Origin of the sequence: Postechiella marina, from assembly GCF_039538365.1 — a bacterium.
In the GTDB taxonomy this organism is placed as follows: Bacteria; Bacteroidota; Bacteroidia; order Flavobacteriales; family Flavobacteriaceae; genus Postechiella; species Postechiella marina.
Genome location: NZ_BAABCA010000029.1, coordinates 1 through 524, shown reverse-complemented (window position 1 = coordinate 524; position 524 = coordinate 1). Strand labels below are relative to the sequence as shown.

The 524-nt window shown below is 61.3% G+C and carries 2 protein-coding genes; both read right to left on the bottom strand.

Annotated elements, in window-relative coordinates:
* The coding region (locus tag ABD715_RS17860) for a Zn-ribbon domain-containing OB-fold protein (protein ID WP_425567993.1) at positions 1 to 155 on the bottom strand (155 nt) is incomplete at its 3' end.
* Positions 152 to 524: NAD-dependent epimerase/dehydratase family protein (locus ABD715_RS17805; protein WP_344789683.1), on the bottom strand; the 373-nt coding region annotated here is incomplete at its 5' end. The genes ABD715_RS17805 and ABD715_RS17860, both read right to left, overlap by 4 nt.

The window sequence follows — 524 nt, the reverse complement described above, 5'->3', positions numbered from 1 at the left end:
GCCGCGTGGCACTCAGGACAGTGCTCGCGTGGGGGCCAACGCCATGAATCGCATGACCCACAGCGCTGCCCGACGAGGCGTCCCTCAGCCGCGGCCTCCCAAAACGGGGCACTGTCGGCGTCGATGCGCGGCAGCGGCTTCGTCGGTGCGCTCATGAGTGCCTCCGCAAGATCATCGAGCTGTCACCGGACTCGGCGACAACGAGAGCAAGTTCCGGATCCCGCACCTGGCGGCAGCGATTCCGGTCGTAGTCGTGCGCACCATCGCAGTAGTCGTCACACACGCCGTCGTCCCGCAGCTGCTGCACCGCCTCGACGATGTCGTCGATATAGGTGAAGTCGCGCTTCATTTTGCCGTAGTTGTAAACGTCGATACTTTTTCCTTCCAGCATCGCTTTCGTGAACTTGAACAGCGCCATATCCGGGCGACCCCACGGACCATAAACTGTAAAGAAGCGCAGCCCGGTGGTCGGGATGCCGTACAGGTGAGAATAGGTGTGCGCCATCAGCTCATTAGCTTTCTTG